The sequence below is a fragment of the Flavobacterium kayseriense genome (genome assembly GCF_014305095.1).
In the GTDB taxonomy this organism is placed as follows: Bacteria; Bacteroidota; Bacteroidia; order Flavobacteriales; family Flavobacteriaceae; genus Flavobacterium; species Flavobacterium kayseriense.
In genome coordinates this window covers 267273-286213 of the sequence record NZ_JACRUI010000005.1, presented here as the reverse complement: position 1 = coordinate 286213, position 18941 = coordinate 267273, and the positions used below count along the sequence as shown (strand labels likewise).

General features: G+C 31.7%; 18 protein-coding genes. 11 read left to right on the top strand and 7 right to left on the bottom strand.

All coding sequences use genetic code 11. The features are described from left to right. Position 1: 1 nt before the first annotated feature. From H8R22_RS14480 to H8R22_RS14470, 3 genes are all read right to left on the bottom strand, one after another. Positions 2-298 carry a helix-turn-helix domain-containing protein gene (locus H8R22_RS14480; protein WP_187011110.1) on the bottom strand — a complete coding sequence of 99 codons (297 nt, stop codon included), beginning with the start codon at positions 296-298 and terminating at the stop codon, positions 2-4. An 87-nt stretch (positions 299-385) separates the two neighbouring features. Then, a complete protein-coding gene (locus H8R22_RS14475; RefSeq protein WP_187011109.1) occupies positions 386-1645 on the bottom strand; it encodes a hypothetical protein in 1260 nt (419 codons plus the stop codon). 38 nt (positions 1646-1683) lie between these two features. Then, positions 1684-2985, bottom strand: coding sequence for a site-specific integrase (locus tag H8R22_RS14470; RefSeq protein ID WP_187011108.1), 1302 nt, complete (start codon positions 2983-2985; stop codon positions 1684-1686). Between the two features lie 1027 nt (positions 2986-4012). Here H8R22_RS14470 and H8R22_RS14465 point away from each other — a divergent pair. The 11 genes from H8R22_RS14465 (at position 4013) to H8R22_RS14415 (ending at position 15517) form a co-directional block, all read left to right on the top strand. Then, complete coding sequence (locus H8R22_RS14465; RefSeq protein ID WP_187011107.1) at positions 4013-4642, top strand: Crp/Fnr family transcriptional regulator; 630 nt, start codon at positions 4013-4015, stop codon at positions 4640-4642. A gap of 165 nt (positions 4643-4807) precedes the next feature. Then, positions 4808-6268, top strand: coding sequence for an NAD(P)/FAD-dependent oxidoreductase (locus H8R22_RS14460; RefSeq protein WP_187011106.1), 1461 nt, complete (start codon positions 4808-4810; stop codon positions 6266-6268). 362 nt (positions 6269-6630) lie between these two features. Continuing rightward, entirely contained in the window at positions 6631-7890 is a 1260-nt protein-coding gene (locus H8R22_RS14455; RefSeq protein ID WP_187011105.1) for an NAD(P)/FAD-dependent oxidoreductase, read from the top strand. Positions 7891-8171: 281 nt separating this feature from the next. Next, positions 8172-8765 (top strand): TetR/AcrR family transcriptional regulator, encoded by a 594-nt coding sequence (locus H8R22_RS14450; protein ID WP_187011104.1) that lies wholly within the window; start codon positions 8172-8174, stop codon positions 8763-8765. Continuing rightward, positions 8762-10012, top strand: a complete 1251-nt coding sequence (locus H8R22_RS14445) for a TolC family protein (protein WP_187011103.1) — start codon at positions 8762-8764, stop codon at positions 10010-10012. The genes H8R22_RS14450 and H8R22_RS14445 overlap by 4 nt, the downstream gene beginning before the upstream one ends. Positions 10013-10029: 17 nt before the next feature. Further along, positions 10030-10917, top strand: coding sequence for an HlyD family secretion protein (locus H8R22_RS14440; RefSeq protein ID WP_187011102.1), 888 nt, complete (start codon positions 10030-10032; stop codon positions 10915-10917). 246 nt (positions 10918-11163) lie between these two features. Continuing rightward, the gene (locus tag H8R22_RS14435; protein WP_187011101.1) at positions 11164-11448 is read left to right on the top strand and encodes a cupin domain-containing protein; all 285 of its coding nucleotides are present in this window, start codon (positions 11164-11166) and stop codon (positions 11446-11448) included. After that, a complete protein-coding gene (locus H8R22_RS14430; protein WP_187011100.1) occupies positions 11448-12344 on the top strand; it encodes an ABC transporter ATP-binding protein in 897 nt (298 codons plus the stop codon). The genes H8R22_RS14435 and H8R22_RS14430 overlap by 1 nt, the downstream gene beginning before the upstream one ends. Before the next feature lie 42 nt (positions 12345-12386). Further along, complete coding sequence (locus tag H8R22_RS14425; protein WP_187011099.1) at positions 12387-13121, top strand: ABC transporter ATP-binding protein; 735 nt, start codon at positions 12387-12389, stop codon at positions 13119-13121. A gap of 64 nt (positions 13122-13185) precedes the next feature. Continuing rightward, on the top strand, positions 13186-14292 hold the full coding sequence (locus H8R22_RS14420) for an ABC transporter permease (RefSeq protein ID WP_187011098.1): 1107 nt from the start codon (positions 13186-13188) through the stop codon (positions 14290-14292). Positions 14293-14395: 103 nt separating this feature from the next. Further along, positions 14396-15517 carry an ABC transporter permease gene (locus H8R22_RS14415; protein ID WP_187011097.1) on the top strand — a complete coding sequence of 374 codons (1122 nt, stop codon included), beginning with the start codon at positions 14396-14398 and terminating at the stop codon, positions 15515-15517. Between the two features lie 176 nt (positions 15518-15693). On the opposite strand, the gene H8R22_RS14410 is transcribed toward H8R22_RS14415, so the two are convergent. The 4 genes from H8R22_RS14410 to nhaC form a co-directional block, all read right to left on the bottom strand. Next, positions 15694-15951: a DUF6952 family protein gene (locus tag H8R22_RS14410; RefSeq protein ID WP_187011096.1), complete on the bottom strand. Its 258-nt coding sequence runs from the start codon at positions 15949-15951 to the stop codon at positions 15694-15696. A 125-nt stretch (positions 15952-16076) separates the two neighbouring features. After that, positions 16077-16385, bottom strand: coding sequence for a thioredoxin family protein (locus tag H8R22_RS14405; protein WP_187011095.1), 309 nt, complete (start codon positions 16383-16385; stop codon positions 16077-16079). 160 nt (positions 16386-16545) lie between these two features. After that, complete coding sequence (locus H8R22_RS14400) at positions 16546-17184, bottom strand: peroxiredoxin (RefSeq protein ID WP_187011094.1); 639 nt, start codon at positions 17182-17184, stop codon at positions 16546-16548. Between the two features lie 191 nt (positions 17185-17375). After that, positions 17376-18827, bottom strand: a complete 1452-nt coding sequence (gene nhaC, locus H8R22_RS14395; protein ID WP_187011093.1) for a Na+/H+ antiporter NhaC — start codon at positions 18825-18827, stop codon at positions 17376-17378. Between the last annotated feature and the right edge of the window lie 114 nt (positions 18828-18941).

The following is an 18941-nucleotide window of genomic DNA, read 5'->3' as shown; positions in this document are numbered from 1 at the left end:
ATTAACCTTTTTTAGGGTTAATACGAATAAGGGCCTGGTCAATTTCAGAACGTTTGTATCTGATAAGATTCCCTAAACGATATGGATTAAGGATTTTCTTTTTATTCCAATCGGAAAGAGTCACCAGAGATACCTGAAGTATTTTTGAAACCTCTTGGCGAGTAATGTATTCCTCTGGAATGATTGGTTGGAAATTTAGAGCCAGTGATTTAAATTCTGCTCTAACATCTATTAAGATGCTTTCTTTTAATTCTTCGGGAGTGATTCCGAATACTTGGGTGATTTTACCTTGCTCCATTTTAACTGTTTTAGGGTTATTGATGGGGCAAATGTATGTTGGACTTTATATGCTCAAAATATGCATTTGTATGCAGTTATATGTCACTTAATTTATTTTGTACTTACCTATATAATCTTCTATAATATCTACTTTTTTAATACCATTTGACATTGTTCTACTTTTGTATCTTTTATTAAAAATCTGATTAAGATATTCAAGATAATCATTCATTGACATTTGAATTTTGAATATTTCTTCTTTAGCTTTAGAAGAGTGCCAAAAAGCATTTAATAAAGTTTGATTTGGTCTTTTATCTATCGTTAAAACATTTATATCTAATTCATTTAGTACATAATTAAATATTGCAAAACCTTTTTTCGAGTTAAAAATGGGGGGAATATCTTGAGCAACACATCTAACCAATTCCGAAGATTGTTTTGTAATAAATTCAATCATCTTATCTGCCTCCAGCATTAAATAATAGTCATTATAACCTGATATAAATTCATTATTGTAATTATCCGGGTCATCATCATAAACATATTTATGAGTGGATAAAATTTCATCTAAGTGATCATTATTTAAATATAAATCTCGATCGAAATAACGTTCATCTATAAAGTTGTAAATAGATTTATTCTCTGGTTCGAAACTTTTAGAACTCTTAATCTTATTTAGGCAAGTTCCAATATATTCGTCAAAATTAAAATCATTATTGTTTCTAAAATTTTTATTGTTTCCCTCAAATTCCTTTTTAAACATATCTGAAAAATGTTCAAAAATATTTTTAGAATAATAATTATATGTATAAGCTTGGAATGGAGTTCCTGAGTTTAGTAATTCACAATATGAATCTAAATAATCTAGCGAATAATTCTTTGAGCTTTTTTTTCGCTTTAGATTGTTATAAATTGAATCGTTATTGAGGTCAATACTATTAATGTAAATTAACAATTCATATAGAAAATTGTTTTTTAAAGCATCTAAAAATTCAGATTGTTTTTCGCAATAATAATCTTCTTCAGGAGTTAATTGACATTTATTTGTTAATGGATATTTAAGAGCTTTCAACAAATCAGAATCAGCATAAATTTGATGAATAACAATAGAATTATTAGTAAAGTATTTGTAATTTCTAAATTTTTCTTCTGAATAAGTTTTATATAATTTTTCTTTTAAATAATTTAAATAGATGTAATTCTCAATATTAACAGATTCCAGATTGAATTTGATTTCTTTTTCTAATTCCTTAAAAAGCACTCTATATTTAAACGATAATTCATAAGCTGTAAACTTAAAAAGAGCATTCTCATCTTCTGCGCGACTAAAATAGTCCAAGATTATGTTTAAAATTTTAGTTTCCATACTTTTTAAAATAAAGTCTAAATATATCAAACTTTATCTTACTTAACCACAGTCATACTATTTTCCTGAATTTGTTGTTCTTCATTTTGTTTGTTCCAGTATTGTTTTAGTTTATCCGCTTTCTCTGTATTGGTGATTTTGATGTATTTCAAGAACTGGGTTTCAGTTTGATGTCCAGTTATAGCCATAATAGTCAAATTATCTAATTTACCATATAGGTTAGTGGCAAATGAACGGCGGCAAATATGAGAGGTAACCAACTCCCACTTATGAAAAACTCCTTCTTCTTTTCGCTTGGTTTTCTTACTCATTTTAGAACCGTGAACTTTTTCTTTAAATCCCGCAACTTCGCATACATCTTTAACATGCTCATTGAATTTTTGGTCAGAAATAGTTCTAGGAAATCCATTCCTTTTTTCCAAAATTGCTTTGACTTGCTTGTGAAGTGGAATAGTAACTGTATGCCCAGTTTTTTGCGTTTCAATTTCGATATAACCATTTTTGATGTTAGCGTCTTTCAGTCTTAAAAAATCGGATATTCTTAATCCTGTTCTCAATCCGATAATAAATAAATCTCTAGTGTTTTCTAAACGTTCGACTCCTTTAAAATCATGCTTAAAAATTTTATTGATTTCTTCATCATTAAAGTAGATGCTGTCGGCCGTAACTTTAGGCACAAAAAAGTTTGGGTGCTCAATATGTGCATGAACCGGCAACCCTTTTAATTTTGCATCTCTTGCAATAGTTTTTAAAGTTCCTATATAGTTTCCTATTGTTCCTAAATTTATACTTTGTTCTTGTGATAAGAAATTTACAAATCTATCATAGAAAGTTAAATCCAAATCTGTAAATTTTAGCTTTATTTTAAAGCGTTTTTCGTACTCTTCTAGCTTGTGTTGCGTTGTTGTGTATTTTGTAATAGTTCCTTTTGCTATGACCTTGTTTTTACCTTTAATTATCCTTGTTGGAGCATTTTTGATAAAGGTTTCAATGAATGGAATGAAGAACACTTGGTCTACTGCAGTTTCGTCAATAGGTCTATTAAAAAAGTTAGCAATTTTCTTCTTTAACCAGTGCTTGTCTATTAAGTCCCCTTTACTATTATCAGAATTGAATTCATCAAATATAAATTTTTCTAATTCGATCAATTTATTATTAACTTCATCCTTTGTAGAATCATCAGCAGTAAGCTTTACTTTTTGTTTAGCTGCACTCCATTTTTTAGGCTCCACCTTTAAATCTGTGGTTGCTGTTAGGTCAAACTTCCTTCCGTTTTTAAATCGCAAAAGTATGTTTGTTGCTTTTTTTTCGCCCTTAATCAGATAATTTATTGTTGCCATATATACGTAAGTAATTGTTTTTACTGGAGTTTAAAGGTATAAAACTATCCCCACATAATCCCCACATTGACTATATTTATATATAATTGGCTTGTTTTTACTTTATTACAAAAAACACCAAAACCTATACTATACCTAGTATTACAGGTGTTTTGATATGATTTGATATGTATAGAAAAGGTAGGCGCTAGTTCCTCTTTCTCCGCAAAAAAAAACCGAAACGAAAGTTTCGGGTTTTTTTATTTTATAATCAGTTTACAACATTAATCAATTATTGACCTCTGCTCAAAACAAGAAAACACAATTCTGTTACTGCGGAGCAATTCAAAATTAAAGTCCGTGCTCGTTACTTATAAAACGAACGAGTTGATAACGCACTGCAGCAATTAAAAGTTCATCTATTTTCAAAGCCTTTTTAATCAATAGCTATGCTATAAAAAGGGAAGTAGGAGATTAACTATAATTACGTATCAAACTTTTATACGTTGGAAAATAGGGTTTAGTTCGTCAAGGTTTTTTTTTACGTATAAAACGGCTATGGTCAACGGATGGCTATATTTTATTATAGCTTGGATGTAGGAATACAGTGTCCATTCTTGAGTAGCACTTGCTAGTCTAATTTGAACCCATTTTCTCTTAAGGAAGTACTAAGTATTTTCAGCAGAGTATGAGTTTGACAATAAATAGAGAAGTAATTAGGATGGATTTAAACTTACAAGAATCTACTTTTTTTATTAAATGATTTTCGTTACATAGTGCAGTAAATAAGAACAATTGTAAGATTAGATCTGTTGGAGTTGACGCTATTGGTAAATAGTGATTTATTGTAAATAAGAGATGTAATTTTGGTAGTATTTATAAGTCTACTGCATTAGTAGCAAGATAATAAAGTGTTATTGTTTTACTTTTTAAAGTAGAACTTTGCTTTATGTTAAACACTTTAAAATAGAAATTGATTAAAGAAAAAAGTAGTTTTCTTTACAAAAATAAACACTAAATTTACCATCGGTTAAAAGGAGAATCACCTATGAAAAACATATTAAAACAGAACTATGGTTATGTTTTTGAAGATAACTTAATTGACGAAATTGCTCAAGTTGCGAGTATTAGAGATTTTAAAGAAGGGGACGTTTTAATTGATTTTGGAGATTACATCAAAAAAATGCCGTTATTAATTTCAGGAGCGATTAAAATATTAAGAGAAGATTTTGATGAAGGTGAATTACTTCTATATTTCATTGAAAAAGGAGATACCTGTGCCATGACTATGTCCTGTTGTATTGGAGAAACAAAAAGTGAAATAAAAGCAATTGCTGAAACCAATGGTCAAGTTGTTATGATTCCGATTGAAAAAATGGAAGAATGGCTAGGTAAATATAAAACGTGGCGTAACTTCGTATTCAGTAGCTATAACAATAGATTAAAGGAAATGCTCACCTCTATTGATAATCTTGCCTTTATGAATATGAATGACCGCTTATTGAAATATTTATTTGAGAAGGCTAAAATTAATCATACTAAAGAAGTGCTCAATACGCATCAAGAGATAGCGTATGATCTTCATACTTCAAGAGTCGTTATTTCGAGGTTATTAAAAGCCCTAGAAAACCAGGGAAAAATAAAACTACACAGAGCATCTATCGAATTAATTAGCTAGCTATTTATATGAGTGCTGTATTGTTAACACTCTATTTATTGATAAAAACTAATTCTGTTCGAATAGTTATTTTTGCTTTAATTTTAATAATTAACACTTTTGTAACAATTGTTGCTTTATAAATGTAGCTATAGATCTAAATTTGATGTCATAAAATAAATGAACATGTCAAAAATAGTCATATTAGGTGCAGGAATTGCTGGGCACACAGCAGCTGGACATTTAAGAAGAAAGTTAGGAAAAGAACATGAAGTACTAGTGGTTTCGCCGAACAGAAACTATCAGTGGGTCCCATCAAATATCTGGGTCGGTATTGGTAAAATGAAGGCAGAGGACGTTATTTTTCCATTAGAACCTTTATATAAAAGAAAAGGAATTGGATATAAACAAGCCAAAGTACTTTCTTTTCATCCTGAAGGTAACGCATCGAAGTCTAAGCCATTTGTTAAGGTTGAATATGTTTTTGGAGAAAAAAAGGGAACTCAAGAAATAGTCGACTATGATTATTTAATAAATGCAACTGGTCCTAAACTCGCATTCGATTTAACCGAAGGCTTGTTACCTGGTACCAATAAACTATATTCAGTGTGTACTTATGATCATGCTACACATGCCTCAGATGCGCTTCATGAATTAATTTCCCAAATAAAAAAATCAAATAAGAAGGTAAAAATTCTTATCGGGACAGGACATGCTAAAGCAACTTGTCAAGGAGCTGCTTTTGAATATATTTTGAATGTAGAAAAAGAATTGCAAAAACATAAAGTACGTGATAAAGCAGAAGTTATCTGGATTTCAAATGAATATGAACTAGGTGATTTCGGTATGGATGGCATGTTGCTAGATTATGGAGGAATAAATATGCGCTCTAAAGATTTGGTCGAAATGGTTTTTGAAGATCGTGGCATCAAATGGATCTTAGGTGCGGCTGTTACTAAAGTTGAGGATGGAATTGTTTACTATGAAAATTTAGATGGTGAGTTTAAAACGGAAACTTTTGATTTTGGAATGCTAATTCCAGCTTTTTCTGGCCATGGATTTAATGCTTTTGATAAAAAAGATGAAGACATTACAGATAAATTGTTTAAAGGTTTTATGATTGTAGATGCAGATTATACGCCAAGACCTTATGAAGAATGGACAGTCCAAGATTGGCCTGAAACCTATCAAAACCCATCTTATAAAAATATTTTTGCTCCCGGAATTGCATTTGCTCCTCCTCATTCTATTTCTAAACCTAGAAAAAGTAAGAATGGAACAGCTATTTTTCCAGCACCTCCACGAACTGGAATGCCTTCAGGAATAACTGCTAAACTCGTTGCAGATAATATAATTGATAGTATTCAATCAGGTACGGAATCATTACATCACAAAGGTAGTATGGGGAATATGGGGGCTGCCTGTATTGCTTCTGCAGGATTTGGAATGACACAGGGGAGCGGTGTTAGTATTACAACTTATCCAATTGTTCCAGATTATGTAAAATATCCTAACACAGGTGGAAGGGATCTTAAAAAAACATTTGGAGATATCGGGCTAGCAGGACATTGGGTGAAATTATCTTTGCATTATGCTTTTATTTGGAAAGCTAAAATGCGTCCGTTTTGGTGGTTAATACCAGAATAAAATAATTAAACTGAAACTTAAATATTTTAACATTAATAATAGTAACAATGACAGAGAGAATATCAAAATCGCAGCATGCTAAAATGCAAAATCCGTTCCTACAATTTTTTAAGTTTATTTATTTAAACATAAGAATATTGAGTATAGTCGCAAGCGGACATGGAGGAACGAGAAGTTAATTAAGATGGTTTGTTGTACACCGTATTTAGTAAAATAATTTAATTATTCATTTTTTAATGTATGTTTAAATGATTTATTGATTATTTTTTTTGCATTTAATAAAGTAATTAATAGTTGTGTGACATTTGTTACAATTTAATGCTTTTATGTTCTTTAGTTTTACGAAAGTAAAATTTAAAGTTATGACAAAATATCAAGTATTAATTATAGGTGGTGGAACTGCAGGAGTTATGGTTGCTGCACAATTGAAGAAGAAAAATAAAAATATTAGTATAGCAATTATTGAACCTTCGGATAAACATTATTATCAACCTGCTTTTACGCTAGTTGGTGCTGGTGCTTTTGATTACAAAAAAAGTATCCGTCCTACGGTTAAGTATATTCCAAAGAATGTAACTTGGATTCAAGATTTTGCCACAGCATTAAATCCAAACATTAATACGGTTTCAACTAGAAAATCAGGTGATATAAGCTATGATTATTTGGTCGTAGCACCTGGTTTAGTTAATAATTTAGACGGAATCGAAGGGCTTAGAGAAGGATTAGAGAGTGGGGTAGTTTGTAGTAATTATGTTGATCCCAATAAAACATGGGAGCTCCTTCAGAAATTCAATGGAGGGAACGCTATTTTTACCCAACCTACAACTCCTATAAAATGCGGCGGAGCACCTCAAAAAACAGCTTATTTGTCTGCTCACTATTTTAAGAAAAGAGGAATTGCGAATAAAACAAATGTTGTTTTTGCTACTCCTGGTTCTGTAATATTTGGTGTAAAAGTTATTGCCGATACTTTAATGAAAGTTATAGGTAGATATAATATTCATTTAAAAACGTTCTATGCTCCCATAAGTATTGATAGTGCTAACAAAATTATCTATTTCAAAGAAGTTAACGCAGGTGAAAATAGTTGTGTCATTAATGAAAATAATGTGCTGGGAGAAAAACATGTGGGTAATGAAGTAATAGAGATTCCTTTTGACTTCTTACACTTGGCGCCACCACAACAAGCTCCTGATTTTATAAGGGAATCTAAGCTTGTAAACGAGGCAGGATGGCTTGATGTGGACCACAATAGTTTGCAGAGTAATAAATTCGAGAATGTATTTGGTCTAGGCGATGTTGCAGGTTTACCTACTGCTAAAACGGGAGCAGCAATTAGAAAACAAGCGCCTGTTGTTGTTGATAATTTATTAAAATTGATTAGCAATAAGGCAGCAGACAATAAAACATATATGGGATATTCATCGTGTCCATTAGTTACCGGCTATGGCGAAATGGTTCTTGCTGAATTTAATTATAAAAATGAATTTGTACCTGATCCTAAGCTAAAGCAAATGCTTGTTTTTAATAGTGACAAGCCTCATTGGAGGCTTTGGTTTTTAAAGAAATATATGCTTCCTTATTTGTATTGGAATAAAATGATGAAAGGCGAAGAGGTTTAAAAATTGCATATTGAGGGGTTCAAAAAAAGGTAAAATAGTTAATGTTTTGCCTTTTTTTGTGCGCAAAGGACATGATTATTTGTAATAATGAAATCCATATTATCGCAAATTATAAATTAGCTGCTATTTTTTTAGAAATAATAGGTAGGAAAACAGGATATACCTACTGTTATAAGTAGTTGTTTTTAAGATAATTGTTGAATTTAGTTGTCCTACAGAAAGTTCTATTGTTATTTTATGTATATTTGTTAACCATTTAGTTAAACCATTTAGTTAAAGCAATGACAACAGAAGAAAAAATATTTGAGGCTGCCCGATCAATTTTTCATAAAAAAGGATTAGCTGGAGCTCGAATGCAAGAAATAGCGGATAAAGCAGGAATTAATAAAGCAATGTTGCATTATTGTTTTAAAAGTAAACAATTGCTTTTTGAGGCTGTTTTTATGAATGCCTTTAGTCAAATAGCACCTCAGATTAATGAAATTTTTAATTCACATAATTCTGTATTTGATAAAATTAGAAAATTTACAGAAAGTTATATTTCATTTGTAATTAAGAATCCTATTTTGCCACAATTTATAGTGCAAGAGATGAATAGTAATCCTGATTTTGTAACTTCAATAATTAAACACGAGAATAGACCTAATCCAGCTTTTTTAATTTTGCAAATCGAGAAAGAAATTGAGAATGGAATTATTAAACCTATCGCACCTAAACAAATTTTACTTGACATCTTTTCGATGACGGTTTTTCCTTTTGCTGCTCACATGCTAATGAAAAGTATTGTTCAGCTTTCAGACGATGAGTTTAATGAGTTAGTACAAGAGAGAAAGACATATGTCGCTGAACAAATTATAAACGCCATAAAAACATGAAAAATGTAATTATAATAAGTTTTTTGTTTCTATTGACTTTTGCAAATGCACAGCAAAAAATCACCTTATCTGAATGTTATGAATTGGCAAATAAGAATTATCCAATTGCTAAGCAAACAACACTATTGCAACAAAAACTGCTTTTTGAAAGAGATGTTGTAAGTAAAGCTAAATTGCCAAAAATTGATTTGAATGCTCAAGCAACTTATCAATCTGCGGTGACACAGTTACCTGTACAATTACCTAACTTAACAATAAATGCATTAAATAAAGATCAATATCGTGCTACTGTAGATGTAAATCAATTGATTTATAATGGAGGACTAATCGATTCTAATATGAGGTTAAAGGAAGTGGAAGCAAAACTGCAACAACAGCAAGTAGTGATTAACCTTTATCAATTAAAATCTAAAATAAATTTTTTCTATATATCCACTTTACTGCTTCAAGAACGAATAGGTTTACTAATTGCAAAGCAAGATTTACTGCTTTCTAAATTAAAAGAGGTGAGGTCAGCTGTCAAAAATGGCGCTGTTCTTCAGTCATCAGAGCAAATTTTAGATGCAGAAGTACTTAAGATACAGCAGCAAATTGATGAACTAAGATCTGACAAAATTAAAATGATTGGTAATTTAGCACTAATAACAGAAACTGTGTTTGACGAAAATAGTATACTAGTGAAACCCATTTTTACTGAATATAAAAAAGGACTAAGACCCGAATTAGATTTTTTCGACTATCAAAAGGAGCAATTAGATATTTCAAAAGAAGTAATTTCTAAATCTACAAGTCCTAAATTAAATGCATTTGCGCAAGCTGGTTATGGAAACCCTGGATTGAACATGCTAAATAATTCTTTTGAAGCCTTTTATTTAGCAGGTTTAAAATTGAATTGGAATGTGTTTGATTGGAACAAATCAAAATCGGAAAAGGAAGCGATTGAGGTAGCTAAGCAAATTGTAGGTACTGAAAAAGAGTCGTTTAAACTGACTACTAAAATGCAATTGCAAGAGCTAGAAATGGAAATTCGTAAAACACAAGGATTAATTGCCACTGATTACCAAATTATTCAGCTGAGAGAAAAGATAATCAAGTCAATTGATGCACAATTTAAAAATGGGGTGATTACCTCGGCAGAGTACTTAATTGAGCTTACTAATTTGTACGAAGCTAAAATTAATCAAAAAGTACATGAACTACAATTAGATCTCGCTCAGGCAAATTATCAAGTCGTTAAAGGTCTTTAAAATAAAAAAAATGAACAATGAAAAAAGCACTTTCTATCCTAGTTCTGTCCAGTTTATTTTCTTGCGGTGAAAATAATGATAAAGCAAATGGATATGGGAATTTTGAGGCTACTGAAGTAACGGTCTCCTCAGAATCTAATGGTAAAATCGAATATTTAAATCTAGAGGAGGGAGATGTTTTACAAGCTCAGACTCAAGTTGGATTAGTAGATACGATTCAATTGTATTATACAAAACAACAATTAATTGCTTCTAGACAAACAATTTTTTCAAAGTCTGGTGCCATATTATCTCAAAAAGGCATTTTATCAGAGCAACTTAAATCTGCTCAAATAGAAAAAAACCGTATTCATAGTATGTATAATGAAAATGCTGCTACGAAGAGACAAGTAGATGAAATTGACGGTAAAGTAAATGTGATTGTAGAACAAATAAAAAGTATTGGCACTCAAAATACTCCAATAGTTAATGATGCCAAAGCAATCGATGTTCAAATTGAGAAAATTAATGACCAGATTCTTAAAAGTAAAATTACCAATCCGATCAAAGGAACTGTTCTTGGCAAATATGCTGAACCCAATGAAATTACAGCTTTCGGCAAACCACTCTATAAAATTGCGGACTTGTCACAGATGACCTTACGGATTTATATCAGTGAAATGCAATTGTCTTCAATTAAAGTAGGTCAAGACGTAATGATAAAAATTGATGGTGTAAATGAAATGAAATCTTATAAAGGAATCGTTTCTTGGATTGCATCGTCTGCTGAATTTACTCCAAAAGTAATTCAAACGAAAGAAGAAAGAGTCAATTTAGTATATGCCGTAAAAATTAAGGTTCAAAATGATGGTGGTCTAAAAATAGGTATGCCTGCTGAAATGTGGATTAATTCTGGTCCTAATTAAATAATCAGCGATTTTAAAAAAGTGCTCTGCTATTAGTAAGTAGTTAAAGTGCAAATAACTATAATTTATAAAAATAATCGCTGGGGTATCATAGTTAGTAATACGACTAGTTTATCGAAGAAATTGTAGTACTAAAATAAGCATACTATTACCGTTTGTTACTATTTATTGTGGTTGTAAGTGAATTCTATTTACGACTCAGGTAGAATTATAAAAACAAAATAACACTAAATACAAATAAAAATTATGAACCTAAAAGATTTACATACTGAAAACAAAGCTGTTCATACCAACAAGGTTTTTGAACCAAAAGAGAGCGTTATTTCGTTGCATATAAAAAAGGGCGAGCAACTAAAGGAACATATCACGAAGGTGCCGGCTTTTCTTATTTGTGTAACTGGAAACGCTATTTTTACTAATGAAAATAAGTTTACCGTGAATTTAGAGCAAGGTGATTATGTATTGATCGAGCCTAATGTGAAACATTGGGTAGATGCTATTTTAGAAACGAATTTGTTGCTAATTAAATAATGAGCATAAAAGTCAAAAATATCTCTAAATCGTATCAGCAGCTAGTAGCAGTTGATAACGTTTCATTTGATATAGATCAAGGAGAACTTTTTGGCTTAATTGGCCCGGACGGAGCAGGTAAGACAACGCTTTTTCGTATTTTAACTACATTGTTGTTACCGGATCAAGGTGTAGCATCAGTTCTGAATTTAGATGTGGTAAAGGAGTATAAAGGCATTAGGAGTTCAGTTGGGTACATGCCTGGAAAGTTTTCTTTGTACCAAGACTTAACTGTCGAAGAAAATTTGAATTTTTTTGCAACAATATTTGGTACTACTTTAACAGAAAACTATGATCTGATTAAAGATATCTATATTCAGATTGAACCGTTTAAAAATCGTAGAGCTGGCGCCCTATCCGGCGGAATGAAACAGAAATTAGCCTTATGCTGTGCGCTTATTCATGCGCCCAAAGTATTGTTTCTAGACGAGCCTACTACTGGTGTAGATCCAGTTTCTCGAAAAGAATTTTGGCAGATGTTGCGACGTTTAAAGGAAAAAGGGATTACCATTTTAGTATCGACACCCTACATGGATGAAGCTGCTTTGTGTGATCGTATCGCTTTAATTCAAAAAGGAAGAATCTTAAAAATTGATTCTCCTAAAGCTATAATTTCAGACTATGATAAAATAATTTATGACGTTACATCAAATAAAACTCATGAATTAATTTTGGACCTAAAAAAGTATCCTTCTCAATATAGCGTGTTTGCTTTTGGGCAATATATTCATTACATCGACCAAAATCCAAATTTTAATCCAGAGGATTTAAGACTTTATTTGAAGCATAAAAGGCATTCAGAAATTTTAATTGAAGTTGCTAGAACAACTATCGAAGATGTTTTCATGGATTTGTAAATGAGCTTTTTTTATGTTGCTTAATATGTTACCAAAGAAATTATGAATCAAGAAAAAATCATACAAGTACGAAATCTAACCAAGCAATTTGGCAATTTTATAGCGGTGAACGATATTTCTTTTGAAGTGAAAAAAGGTGAAATATTTGGTTTTCTTGGTGCTAATGGCGCGGGGAAAACAACGGCTATGAAAATGCTGATAGGTATCTCTAAACCTTCAATAGGAGAGGCAATTGTCGCTGGTTTTAACGTGAACACACAGGCAGAACAAGTTAAGAAAAATATTGGGTATATGAGCCAAAAATTTTCGCTTTACGATGATTTAACAGTCAAAGAAAATATTACTTTTTTTGGGGGAATTTATGGCCTATCTAGAGATGAAATAAAAAGGAAAACAACTATTTTACTGGAAGAGTTAGTATTGGAAGAAGTCTCGAACCACCTAGTAGGGTCCTTGCCTTTAGGTTGGAAACAGAAATTATCTTTTTCAGTAGCCTTGCTCCATGAACCTAAAATTATATTTCTGGATGAACCTACGGGTGGGGTAGACCCAATTACTAGGAGACAGTTTTGGGAGCTAATATACGCTGAGTCACATAAAGGGACTACTATCTTTGTAACCACTCATTACATGGATGAAGCTGAATATTGTGACAGAGTTTCTATAATGGTTGAAGGGAAAATTGAAGCTCTCGATTCACCCAAAAAACTTAAAGAGTACTACCAAGTAGACTCTATGAATGACGTCTTTTTAAAACTAGCTCGCAATATTGAGTAATTGCATTAAAAAATTCAAAAAAGAAAAGATAAAAGGGTTTTATAATCTTAAATGATAAAATCGCATGAAAAGATTTATAGGTTTTATAAAAAAAGAATTCTACCACATTTTTCGTGATAAGAGGTCTATGGTAATTCTTTTCGGAATGCCAATTGTTCAAATTATGCTTTTTGGTTTTGCTATCACAAATGAAATCAATAACGTTGATATTGCAATTCTCGATAAGTCTAAAGACAGCGAAACACAAAAAATAATTGCTAAAATTAGTGCTTCTAACTATTTTAATATTGAAAACAAAATTAGTAATGAAAAGGAAATCGAGTCTATTTTTAAGCAAGGGAAAGTTAAAGCCATTCTAGTCTTTGAGAAGGATTTTATTAAAAATCTACAAATTAGTAGTAATGCTAAAGTACAGGTTTTAACTGACGCTACAGAGCCCAATACCGCAAGTACAATTACAACATATATTAACGCTATTCTTCAAAATTATCAGCAGGATTACAACAAAATACAGGGTGATAATTATCAAATACAAACACAAACTCGCCTGTACTACAATCCTGAGCTAAAAAGTGTTTTTACCTTTGTCCCAGGTGTAATGACAGTAATTTTAATGCTCGTATCTGCTATGATGACCTCTATTTCGATCACAAGAGAGAAAGAATTAGGAACGATGGAGGTATTATTAGTATCTCCTATTAAACCATTTCAGGTGATTTTAGGAAAAGTTTTTCCGTATATATTCCTCTCTGTTATTAATGCAATTGTAATTTTAACATTAGGATATTTCATTTTTAAAATGCCTATCAACGGGAGTTTGTTTTTATTAGCAGTAGAAACTATTTTATTTATTGTAACTGCCTTATCTTTAGGTATATTAATTTCTACCTTGGCACAATCGCAGCAAACAGCTATGATGATCTCACTTATGGGATTAATGCTTCCGGTAATCATATTATCTGGTTTCATCTTTCCAATAAATAGTATGCCTTTGCCTATGCAAGTGATCAGTAATATCATACCTGCGAAGTGGTTTATAATTATTCTTAAAGCCATTTTACTTAAAGGCGTGGGTATTGAATATATTTGGAAAGAAACCTTGATTTTGATAGGTATGTCGTTCCTTTTCATTGCGGTTAGTATCAAGAAATATAAAATACGATTAGAATAAATAAAGGATGCTTATAAAGTGAAGCAAATACTTGTCAGTCCTACTACAATCAAAAAACATTTAGGAATACTACTCCTTAACAGTATCAATTAAAACAAGACAATTGAAAACAATTATTTTTATCATACAAAAAGAGTTTAAGCAAATCTTTAGAAACAAAGGAATGCTTCCCTTGTTGTTTGGTTTACCCTTATTACAATTACTAATTCTATCCAATGCCGCTACTTTTGAAATTAAAAATATAAAATTGGGATATATAGATAACGATCACTCTTCTAGTTCGAGAGAATTGTTAAGCAAGTTTAGCGCGTCGAGCTATTTTAACATTATCGATCAATATACGGATAAAAAAAGCGCTATTAAACAAATGGAATTAGGTACTGTTGATGCTGTTTTAGAAATTCCAAATCAGTTCGAGCGTAATTTATTGAAATCAAAAACAAATTCACTATCCGTAAGTATCAATGCTATTGACGGAGCAGCTGCCGGAATAGAAAATGTTTACATCAGTCAAATTATTAAGGATTACAATCAATCAATTCAATTGAAATTGTATCAGCAAGAGCAACAAATCAAACATCCAATAAATGTGATGACGATACCTTCCTTTTGGTATAATAATACTCTCAACTATAAAACTTTTATGGTGCCAGGGATATTAGTTTTATTGGTGACCATGCTTACCCTATTTTTATCAGCAATGAATATAGTACGTGAAAAGGAAATAGGAACATTAGAACAAATTAATGTAACACCGATAAGAAAATATCAATTTATTATTGGAAAGCTTTTTCCATTTTGGATTATAGGGTTAGTTGTTTTAAGTGTTGGCTTACTTATATCTAAAGTCATATTTAATGTACCAATGTTGGGAAGTATGGCCCTGTTGTATTTGTTTGCAGGTATTTATTTGCTTGTGGTTTTGGGTATAGGGCTGTTTATTTCTAATTTCACTGATACTCAGCAGCAAGCCATGTTTATAGCCTGGTTTTTTATGGTAGTATTTATATTAATGAGTGGTTTGTTTACTCCGATTGAAAGTATGCCTTATTGGGCTCAAAAGCTGACACTCCTAAATCCTATTCGATACTTCGTAGAAGTTATTCGAATGATTATGCTGAAAGGAGCAGCATTTGCAGATGTACGCTTGCATTTAATAGTTATCACTTTTTATGCTTTCTTAATTAATGGACTAGCCGTTTGGAGCTATAAAAAGGTAAGTTAATGTAGGAATTAAATTTAAAAGAATGCACGTGTGATAAAGTTTTGTGTTTTTGTTAGAGAGTTTTTTAGACAGTTGCTTACAACGGACTTCTCTCAGCACAATTATTAAAGAAATTAAGTAAAAAAACGCTCTTATTACTAAGAACGTTTTTTCAAAAATCTGTGGAATTAAATATTTTATTGGTCGATTGACCCCAAAACTCTTTTCATAAAAGTATTTAGAGCTTCTTTTTTATCCGTACCGTTTTTAACTAATTTGTGCACCTCTAAAGCACCATACATATTAGATATCAATTCTCCTATAACGTCTAGCTCTTCGTCCTTTAAAGAAGCTATTTCAGTCATGGATTCTAAAACATCAATGGTTTCAATGATATAGTCTTGATCATTCTCCTCAATGAATTGCGTTAAGTGCTTTATAACTGGTAATTTCATTTTCTTGTATTTTAAGGTGTGCAGTTGTAAAAGTTGAAAAGCTAATCACCGTTGGAATTATGTTTAGTTAAATAATATCAAACTTATTTACAACAATGGATAATAGTGAACTCTCTACAAAATTATTAGATAATTTCGTTAACTAGTTCTATCAATATTTCTTGCTTGTTTGTCTGAGTCTCATTCACCAATTTTCCACCTACAAAAGTGGCAAAAGTTGGTAAGTTACTCACATTTGCTAGTTTTCTAGATTCTGGTGAATTCTCAGCATCTACAAGTACAAAAGTGATAGCCTCATTTTCAGCTGCTAATTTTTTAAATTTTGGTTTCATAATGCGGCAATTACCACACCATGAAGCAGAATATTGAACAACAACTTTGTTGTTTTCATTGATCAAGTCTGCCAGCGTATCTTCGGTTAAATCGATTAACATATGTATTTATTTTGTAATAAAGTTACAGAGTAGTAAAGTTGCAAAAATTTTTAAAAAAGTTCTAAAAAGATAAAGTTACAAGGCTTTAAGTGAATACGAGTCTTAACTCAAAAGTAATCTTGTGACTAGATTTCTTTGCAACCTTGTAACTCTAAAATAATTAGTTTAAGCTTAAGTATTCAGCAGTACTTTTTCTATCAGCGCTCATTGCCTCTTTTCCAGCTTCCCAGTTTGCAGGACAAACTTCTCCTTTTTCTTGAATGTGTGTGTAAGCATCTACCATACGAATGTACTCGTTTACGTTACGACCTAATGGCATATCGTTTACACTTTCGTGGAAAATTTTTCCAGTTTCATCGATTAAGTAAGTTGCTCTAAAGGTTACATTTGAACCTTCAACAATTACTGAGTCTGTTTCTTCACTGTACTCTGTAGAATCAATGTCTAATATACCTAAAATGTTAGATAAGTTTCTGTTTGTGTCAGCAAGAATAGGGTAAGTTACTCCTTCGATTCCGCCATTGTTTTTAGGTGTATTTAACCAAGCAAAATGAACCTCGTTTGTGTCACATGATGCTCCAATTACGATAGTATTTCTTTTTTCAAATTCAGGCAAAGCAGCTTGAAAAGCGTGTAATTCAGTTGGGCAAACGAAAGTAAAATCTTTCGGGTACCAAAATAAAAGTACTTTTTTGTTATTATTTACTGCTTCATCAAAAATGTTGATTTTCATGTTATCTCCCATTTCAGAAATGGCGTCAACTGCAATACTTGGGAATTTTTTTCCTACTAATGACATAATTGTAATAATTTTTAATATTAAATTTTGTGCAAAAGTAGTTCAAAACAAAACCAAAAAAGAAGGTTATTCAATTAGTTATACTTATCATGAAATAGGTTTTGGCTATGTCTTTAAAAAGTAAATCCATAGCTATTTGATAGCTATGGATTTAAGGTTTTTTACTCGGTTTGTATTTAGGTAGAAACTTACTATTTATCGTTTACAAGTTGTCTTATTTTAATGTTGAAAGCAGCAAATATTAACGTCATGAAAGGACTTAAAATATTAAAGAACGCATAGGGTAGATAATCAAATGTTGATACTCCTAAAGTTCCTGATTGGTATGCTCCACAGGTGTTCCAAGGGATCAATACTGAGGTCACCGTTCCGGAATCTTCCAGTGTTCTACTTAAATTCTCAGGAGCCAGTCCTTTTTCTTTATACGCTTTCGCAAACATTTTTCCTGGTACTACGATGGCTAAGTATTGGTCAGAGGCCGTAATGTTTAAAGCCAAACAGCTTCCTACTGTTGAAGCAAATAACCCAAAAGTAGTATGCGCTAATTTCAATAAGGTTTGGCTAATTCTTGCCAATGCACCAATAGCATCCATGATTCCACCAAAAACCATCGCACAGAGAATCAACCAGATTGTCCCTAGCATTTTTTGCATTCCGCCTGAAGTAAATAAGTCAGTAAGCGTTTTATTGTCTGTTGGAACCACAATATCTCCCGTTATAGCGTCCATTATGGCTTTATAACCTGATTTGAAAGTCATGCTATCTACACCTGAAATATGATTTAGTACTTGAGGCTGAAATATAATCGCAAAAACAGCCGCTAATAATGTACCTGCTAATAATGCAATTAAGGGTTCTGTTTTTTTGACAATAAGTCCAATTACAATTGCAGGAACTAAAAATAGCCAACCTGAAACCGTAAATGATGCTTCAATGTCTCTGAGTAAATCAGCTATGTTAACATCTCCCTTTATATCTACTGATAATCCTAAAAAAATAAACAACAGAAGTGTTATAATATAGGTTGGAATGGTAGTTAAAGTCATGTATCTAATATGTGTGAACAAATCAGTTCCCGCCATGGCAGGAGCAAGGTTTGTGGTATCTGACATTGGAGAAAGCTTGTCTCCAAAATAAGCTCCAGAAATTACGGCTCCCGCCACCATTCCTAAATCAAAACCTAACGCACCACCAACACCTATTAAAGCGATACCAACTGTTGCACTTGTTGTCCAAGAACTTCCTGTTGCTATCGAAATAATTGAACATATAATCAATGTTGCAGGTAAAAAAATAGCTGGGCTTAGTATTTGTAATCCGTAATAAATCATGGATGGAATGATTCCGCTTACAAGCCAAGTTCCTGCTAGAGCTCCTACCATTAGAAGAATCAAAATGGCACCAGCTGTAGATTTAATATTTTCAGCTACTTCTTCAATCATTTTTGAATACGTGACTTTATTAAGGAAACCTACAATTGCAGCTACTGCGGCACCTAAAATTAGAACAAATTGATTACTACCACTCAATGCTTCGTCTCCGTAAACAGACACGTTGTAACCCAACATAAGGATTAATGCTATTACTGGAATTAAGGCCTCGGTAATTGATAAATCTTTGTTTTTATTAATCTTAGTATCCATTCTATCGTGTTTGAGATTGCAATATAGATAAAAAAGTAGCTATAACCCTAACCTGAATGCTAGGAAACGAACTACACAGTGTTTGTTCACATATTGTTCTATAGCAGATGCATC

Excerpts from the sequence above, each read along its gene's own strand:
- H8R22_RS14480 (WP_187011110.1), bottom strand. The coding sequence starts at position 298 with ATGGAGCAAGGTAAAATCACCCAAGTATTCGGAATCACTCCCGAAGAA.
- H8R22_RS14475 (WP_187011109.1), bottom strand. The coding sequence starts at position 1,645 with ATGGAAACTAAAATTTTAAACATAATCTTGGACTATTTTAGTCGCGCA.
- H8R22_RS14470 (WP_187011108.1), bottom strand. The coding sequence starts at position 2,985 with ATGGCAACAATAAATTATCTGATTAAGGGCGAAAAAAAAGCAACAAAC.
- H8R22_RS14465 (WP_187011107.1), top strand. The coding sequence starts at position 4,013 with ATGAAAAACATATTAAAACAGAACTATGGTTATGTTTTTGAAGATAAC.
- H8R22_RS14460 (WP_187011106.1), top strand. The coding sequence starts at position 4,808 with ATGTCAAAAATAGTCATATTAGGTGCAGGAATTGCTGGGCACACAGCA.
- H8R22_RS14455 (WP_187011105.1), top strand. The coding sequence starts at position 6,631 with ATGACAAAATATCAAGTATTAATTATAGGTGGTGGAACTGCAGGAGTT.
- H8R22_RS14450 (WP_187011104.1), top strand. The coding sequence starts at position 8,172 with ATGACAACAGAAGAAAAAATATTTGAGGCTGCCCGATCAATTTTTCAT.
- H8R22_RS14445 (WP_187011103.1), top strand. The coding sequence starts at position 8,762 with ATGAAAAATGTAATTATAATAAGTTTTTTGTTTCTATTGACTTTTGCA.
- H8R22_RS14440 (WP_187011102.1), top strand. The coding sequence starts at position 10,030 with ATGAAAAAAGCACTTTCTATCCTAGTTCTGTCCAGTTTATTTTCTTGC.
- H8R22_RS14435 (WP_187011101.1), top strand. The coding sequence starts at position 11,164 with ATGAACCTAAAAGATTTACATACTGAAAACAAAGCTGTTCATACCAAC.
- H8R22_RS14430 (WP_187011100.1), top strand. The coding sequence starts at position 11,448 with ATGAGCATAAAAGTCAAAAATATCTCTAAATCGTATCAGCAGCTAGTA.
- H8R22_RS14425 (WP_187011099.1), top strand. The coding sequence starts at position 12,387 with ATGAATCAAGAAAAAATCATACAAGTACGAAATCTAACCAAGCAATTT.
- H8R22_RS14420 (WP_187011098.1), top strand. The coding sequence starts at position 13,186 with ATGAAAAGATTTATAGGTTTTATAAAAAAAGAATTCTACCACATTTTT.
- H8R22_RS14410 (WP_187011096.1), bottom strand. The coding sequence starts at position 15,951 with ATGAAATTACCAGTTATAAAGCACTTAACGCAATTCATTGAGGAGAAT.
- H8R22_RS14405 (WP_187011095.1), bottom strand. The coding sequence starts at position 16,385 with ATGTTAATCGATTTAACCGAAGATACGCTGGCAGACTTGATCAATGAA.
- H8R22_RS14400 (WP_187011094.1), bottom strand. The coding sequence starts at position 17,184 with ATGTCATTAGTAGGAAAAAAATTCCCAAGTATTGCAGTTGACGCCATT.
- nhaC (WP_187011093.1), bottom strand. The coding sequence starts at position 18,827 with ATGGATACTAAGATTAATAAAAACAAAGATTTATCAATTACCGAGGCC.